Annotated in this window: 5 protein-coding genes; 2 read left to right on the plus strand and 3 right to left on the minus strand. The window is 41.6% G+C overall.

Features of this window, described 5'->3' with window-relative positions; genetic code table 11:
- Positions 1–595: 595 nt before the first annotated feature.
- The gene (locus tag IQ228_RS19645; protein WP_193964055.1) at positions 596–2,416 is read right to left on the minus strand and encodes an SUMF1/EgtB/PvdO family nonheme iron enzyme; all 1,821 of its coding nucleotides are present in this window, start codon (positions 2,414–2,416) and stop codon (positions 596–598) included.
- A 7-nt stretch (positions 2,417–2,423) separates the two neighbouring features.
- Entirely contained in the window at positions 2,424–2,819 is a 396-nt protein-coding gene (locus IQ228_RS19650) for a hypothetical protein (RefSeq protein ID WP_027402654.1), read from the minus strand.
- Between the two features lie 548 nt (positions 2,820–3,367).
- Between IQ228_RS19650 and IQ228_RS19655 the strand changes: the two genes are divergently transcribed.
- Together IQ228_RS19655 and IQ228_RS19660 are read left to right on the plus strand one after the other, a co-directional pair.
- Positions 3,368–4,708, plus strand: coding sequence for a 16S rRNA (cytosine(967)-C(5))-methyltransferase (locus tag IQ228_RS19655; protein WP_027402653.1), 1,341 nt, complete (start codon positions 3,368–3,370; stop codon positions 4,706–4,708).
- A gap of 57 nt (positions 4,709–4,765) precedes the next feature.
- Positions 4,766–5,188, plus strand: coding sequence for a TerB family tellurite resistance protein (locus IQ228_RS19660; RefSeq protein ID WP_027402652.1), 423 nt, complete (start codon positions 4,766–4,768; stop codon positions 5,186–5,188).
- Between the two features lie 97 nt (positions 5,189–5,285).
- On the opposite strand, the gene psb35 is transcribed toward IQ228_RS19660, so the two are convergent.
- Entirely contained in the window at positions 5,286–5,480 is a 195-nt protein-coding gene (psb35, locus tag IQ228_RS19665) for a photosystem II assembly protein Psb35 (protein ID WP_027402651.1), read from the minus strand.
- Positions 5,481–5,615: the final 135 nt, after the last annotated feature.

The raw sequence follows: 5,615 nt of genomic DNA on the forward strand, positions 1-5,615 counted from the left end.
CTATAAAACTTACCCAAAATTACCAAAGTCTAGACACATCTGGACAGCGATAATCTTAGTGTTTATTTCCTGCTTCATCGTGGTCTTAGAATGACTTCTAAGAGGTTTTTCCACTCGACAGACAATCTCGGTAGAACTTACCGTTTCTGACCGTAGTTCCTAAAAAGAACCCTCCTATCAACTCTGACTGTAGAGAGTGCTGGCGAGGAAGACCCGAACACAACACGAAAACCGAGATTATTGTCTTGATTACGCGCGTTGTTCCTGTTACGATTCGCCGAACGGCAATTGATAGCATTGTTGTACCAAGAACCGCCCCGTTTAATAACTCAACCCCAAGCTATGTGCCATACATACTAAGAAGTATAAGCAAGGATAGCCACCCTCAATTTACAATATCCGAATATTAATCAGCGATATTGTTTACAAGTCTTTAACAAGTGATTTTTGATGATATTAAACCCTTTGTAGAAATGTTTTTGTAGAGACGTTCCATGGAACATCTCTACAACGCCAAAAAAATTTTTCGCCTAAAGGCGAGAGGGAAGGGTAAAGAAATAAAGAGAAGAGCGCAAAAGCGCAAGAGGGTAAAGGGCTAAGAGAATCCTGGCGAGGAAGACCCGAACACAACACGAAAACCGAGAGTATTGACTTGACCACGCGCGAAGTCCCAGTAACGAAGCGCCGAACGGCAAGCGATAGCATTGAGGTACCAAGAACCGCCCCGTAATATATAAGCGCGATTATCTTCTTCATTTACCTTCAATTCTCCCCAAACTTCATTACCATTACTTTTTAAACGCGCTGGTTTTTCGCTATAACTGTCGTGAAATTCATCCAAACACCATTCCCAGACGTTCCCGTGCATTTGATATAAGCCCCAGGCGTTAGGGGTGAAACTATCCACATTTACAGTACATTCTCGATATTTGCCCTTGGAAGTATCCGCATAAGGATAATTGCCGTTATAGTTAACTTGATCAGTTGTAATAGTCTTACCAAAGGCAAAGGGTGTAGTTGTTCCAGCCCGACAGGCATATTCCCATTCTGCCTCTGTGGGCAATCTGACAGCCCGCTTTGTTTGTTCAGATAGCTTTTCGCAAAATGCCTGGGCTTCGTGCCAGGAAACGCCAACTACAGGCTGCTTATCACCTTGAAACTTGGGGTCATATTGTTCAGATGGCTTAGTTTTCATGACGGCATACCATTGGGCATTGGTAACAGCATATTTGCCCATTAAAAATTCTTGCAGATACACCTCATGCTGTGGGGTAGACCAATCTAACCATTCTTCAGTATTTTCTCGTTGGTAGCCACATTTCAGGGCATTTTCTAGGGCTATTTGGCGTTCTTCTGGGGGCATTCCCATCATAAACTTCCCTGCTGGTACGCGCACCAGTTCCAGGGTTAAGCCTTGACCTAAATTTACAGTCAACTCCTGGCGTTTTGCTACTGCTATTTTCTGTCCCTGTGCTTCTGCTTCTCGATGCTGTTCCGTTTGAGGCTGAGATTGCTTGTTTGCTAATCGCTCAATTGCATCAAATGCTTGATTATCATCTCCACCTGAAGCGACAAGAACGCGCCTCCATAACTGACGAGCTAGAGGAATATCTCCTACTACTTCGGCATGAAAAGCATCATTTTTTAGAGCATAAATATCTGTGAGATTAGCAGATTTAGGCAATAAAATATAATGCAATTTTGTTGCAGGTTCTATGGCAGCATAGGGAGTTTGAATATAACTTTTATGCTTTTGGGTCAATTGGGGAACTTGATAGCGCAAATAGTTATACAACCGTTCAACCGTCGCGCAGTTGCTTTCACCTTGAATTTGCAACCCATTGAGTAAAACATGAGTAAAAGCACCCTGTTGAATTTCCTCAATTTCGTAGGAAACCTGACTGGGACTACAGGAATAAAAGGTAATTACACCTTGCTGTTTTTCTTCACCAATTCCCAAACCAGCGCTTTTTTGACCAGTGTTGCGACAAGCATCAATAAACAACACTACATTATCCGCACCACTGCGCCGTAACCGTTCTGTGATGTAGGTAATGGGAATTGCTAAATTGGGTACAGTGCGAGGATTTCCATCTATGGGTAGTAAATAATCTCGTCCTTCGTGGGGCATCCCATGACCGCTAAAATAGAACCAGAGAGTATCCCCAGATTCTAAAAAAGGCTGTTCAAAGCGATCATTGAAAAAGCTGTTTAGTGTACCGTAGGTTGGTTGAGTTTTCTTTCCCAGGCTGTTGCGCGGTGAATCATCAGAGAAAAAATATAGATAGTTTGGTTGTACACCTAAACCAGTTGAAAAATAATCGCGCACCCGTTCTGCATCAGTTTTTGCATACTGGAGGCACTGAATTTCGTCATATTCGTTAACGCCAATGACAACAGCGCAATTCTTAGCCATATTGCGGTCAATTTACAGGTGATTGGGGTGATAAACGCTTAAATTTTAGCTCAATTGCGCCCTTACCAGCAGCCTTTACACCCGTACCCAGCAATTTAATTTCACCTTCACTACTAATTTCTACCGTGAGGGTAATTTCATCAAGCTGGAGTTCCCCTTGGGTTTCGACTTGCTTCTGAACATTACTAAACACACCACTGATTACTCCCACAAAGTGCGACATTTGCTTCGCTAAGGTGCCGGCTGTAATGCGACTGTTTTTTATTTCTTCATCCGTAACCGCAGGACTACTGTAAGGATTACCATTACCTCTAACAGCTTTCATCCCTTGTTTTGAAACATCATCAGAACTACTTGCGGTGACAATCCACAGTTCTTCATCTTGCCAGTTTTTGTCTGTCATACTACATCCTCACACCTGCTCTGACAATTTTCGCACATAAGTGAAGTGTAATTTGTGATGAAGTTGTCTGAATCAGGATGTCCAGGATTTAAGGATGAACAGGATTAGGATGGGAATATTTTCAATAGGTGTTTTGATGATTTTGGTACATAAGAGACTTCCAAGAAATAAATTATCCCAAGAAACGAACCACAGAGGCACAGAGTACACAGAGAGAGAATTTTTGCATCAGTTTTGGGACATTTTTTTATTTGGAAGTCTCTAAGTGTAATTTGTGATGAAGTTGTCTGAATCAGGATGTCCAGGATTTAAGGATGAACAGGATTAAGATAGGAACATTCAAAATAGTAAATTAAGTAGTGAGACAGAATTAATTACACAATATTATTGCGTAAGCGTTGCGTGGCGTTAGCCATATGGAACGAAGTGAAATGAAGCAATCGCCAGGGTTGTGATTGCTTCCCTTCCCTCGCAATGACTGTAAATATTTTTGTCCAATTACTTAAGTGTACCAATTTCAACCAAAGTAAACAGGATGATTATCTTTCATGACCAACCCCCGCCAACTCGCCTTTATTGCTCTCAAAGAAGTACACAAAGGAGCTTATGCTGATGTTGCCCTAGACCGAGTGCTACAAAAATTTAAATTACCCGACGCAGATCGCCGATTAATGACAGAATTAGTCTATGGGAGTGTGAGAAGACAACGCACTTTAGACGCTATCATTGACCAACTTGCTACAAAGAAAATTCAGCAACAACCAAAAGACCTTCGCACAATTTTACATCTGGGTTTTTACCAACTGCGTTATCAAGAAAGAATTCCCGTTTCTGCGGCTGTAAATACCACCGTCGAATTAGCAAAAGAAAATGGTTTTCCTGGTTTAACTGGGTTTGTCAATGGTTTATTACGTCAATATCTCCGCCTTGCAGAAAAGTCATCAGAACCGCTAAAGTTACCAGAAAATCCGGTAGAAAGATTGGGAATCTTACACAGTTTCCCTAATTGGATAATTGAGGTTTGGTTAAAAGAATTGGGTTTTGCCGAAACAGAAAAACTTTGTGCTTGGATGAATCAAACCCCAACAATTGATTTACGAGTAAATATCCTGCGTAGTTCTTTAGAAGAAGTAGAATCAGCTTTTGCATCTGCTGGTGTTTTAGTGAAACCTATCCCCCATTTACCCCAAGCTTTACGATTAATTGGTAATAACGGCGCAATTCAAAATTTACCTGGTTTTCATGAAGGTTGGTGGACTGTCCAAGATAGTAGCGCTCAATTAGTTGGTCATTTACTTGACCCTCAACCCGGTAATGTGGTGATTGATGTTTGTGCGGCGCCAGGGGGGAAAACCACTCATATTGCTGAGTTAATGGGAGATAAAGGCAAAATTTGGGCTTGTGATAAAACTGCTTCCCGGTTACGGAAATTAAAAGAAAATGCCCAACGTCTAAATTTACAATCTATCGAAATTTGTTCAGGAGACAGCCGCAATTTACCACAATTCTACAATTCGGCTGACTGTGTATTGCTTGATGCTCCTTGTTCGGGTTTGGGAACTATGCACCGTCACGCTGATGCGCGTTGGCGACAAACACCGGCTTCTGTTCAAGAACTTTCCCAATTACAAAAAGAATTGCTATCACATAATGCAACTTTTGTCAAGACTGGCGGCGTTTTAGTTTATGCTACTTGTACACTGCATCCAGTGGAGAATGAACAGGTAATTTCGGAGTTTTTAGCCGCAAATCCCCATTGGCAAATTGAACCTCCTAGCTTTGATTTTGCCGATATTTCTCCCCTGGGGTGGTTGAAAGTTTGGCCTCACCAACAAGATATGGATGGTTTTTTTATGGTGCGCTTAAGAAAAACTAAGGATTCCGAGTGAATACCAATAGTGATTGTAAGATTTAATCAAAGCCCGAATCTACCAGAGGAGGCAGTGATGGTTAATAATTCTCATGTAAAAAACCTAGTAAAAATCCTGATTGGAGCAGCTTGGATTGATGGCAAAATCCAACCAGAAGAACGGCAATATCTGCGAGAAATAGCCCAAGTTAAAGGTTTAGCCAATGATCCAGAAATTAAACCTTGGTTGTATGAATTAGTGCCAGTCAAGCCAAATGAGTGTTACCAATGGGTCAAGGAATATTTAGGCGATCGCCCAACTCAGGAAGATTACGAGGATTTGATTGAAGCTATCAGTGGCTTAATTTACAGTGACGGTGATGTAGCCGTTGAAGAAGCAAGACTCCTCTCTCAATTGGAAGAGTTAAGCAAGTCTAGTGAATCTCACCCCAGTATCCATATAACTTTGCTCAAACAGATTAAAAAACTTTACCGTCGTTGGGTGGATGTACAGAATTAGGTAATGGGTAATGGGTAATGGGTAATGGGTAATGGGTAATGGGTAATGGGTAAAACATTCTTGCCAATGACCAATCACCAATCACCAATTACCGAATCTATTCCTTTTCTACCTTGGGGATAATGTCAGGGCGTTCCTTATTTTCCCAACCGGGGGGACGTTTGGAGTTGTACCAGGCAATTGAACCAATGGTGATAGCAGCGACAAAACCCACTACATACACCAAAGTAAAAGCTAGGGGAAAGTGATTTCCGGTATCTGGTACTTGGACTTCGAGCAATAAATAACTCATGACTGTATTTGTCTAATGTAGGTTACACCTCTTAACAAAGTATAAACTGACTTAATCACCTACATCTACCCCAGGAAAAATCTTTGCTGTTTCTAGGGAGTAGGGGGGCAGGGGGCCTGTCTCTTATACAGATCT

This window comes from Dolichospermum sp. LEGE 00246 (genome assembly GCF_015207865.1).
Classification (GTDB): domain Bacteria; phylum Cyanobacteriota; class Cyanobacteriia; order Cyanobacteriales; family Nostocaceae; genus Dolichospermum; species Dolichospermum heterosporum.

Coding starts and splice junctions, on each gene's coding strand:
- psb35 (WP_027402651.1), bottom strand. CDS start 5,480: ATGAGTTATTTATTGCTCGAAGTCCAAGTACCAGATACCGGAAATCAC.
- IQ228_RS19645 (WP_193964055.1), bottom strand. CDS start 2,416: ATGGCTAAGAATTGCGCTGTTGTCATTGGCGTTAACGAATATGACGAA.
- IQ228_RS19655 (WP_027402653.1), top strand. CDS start 3,368: ATGACCAACCCCCGCCAACTCGCCTTTATTGCTCTCAAAGAAGTACAC.
- IQ228_RS19650 (WP_027402654.1), bottom strand. CDS start 2,819: ATGACAGACAAAAACTGGCAAGATGAAGAACTGTGGATTGTCACCGCA.
- IQ228_RS19660 (WP_027402652.1), top strand. CDS start 4,766: ATGGTTAATAATTCTCATGTAAAAAACCTAGTAAAAATCCTGATTGGA.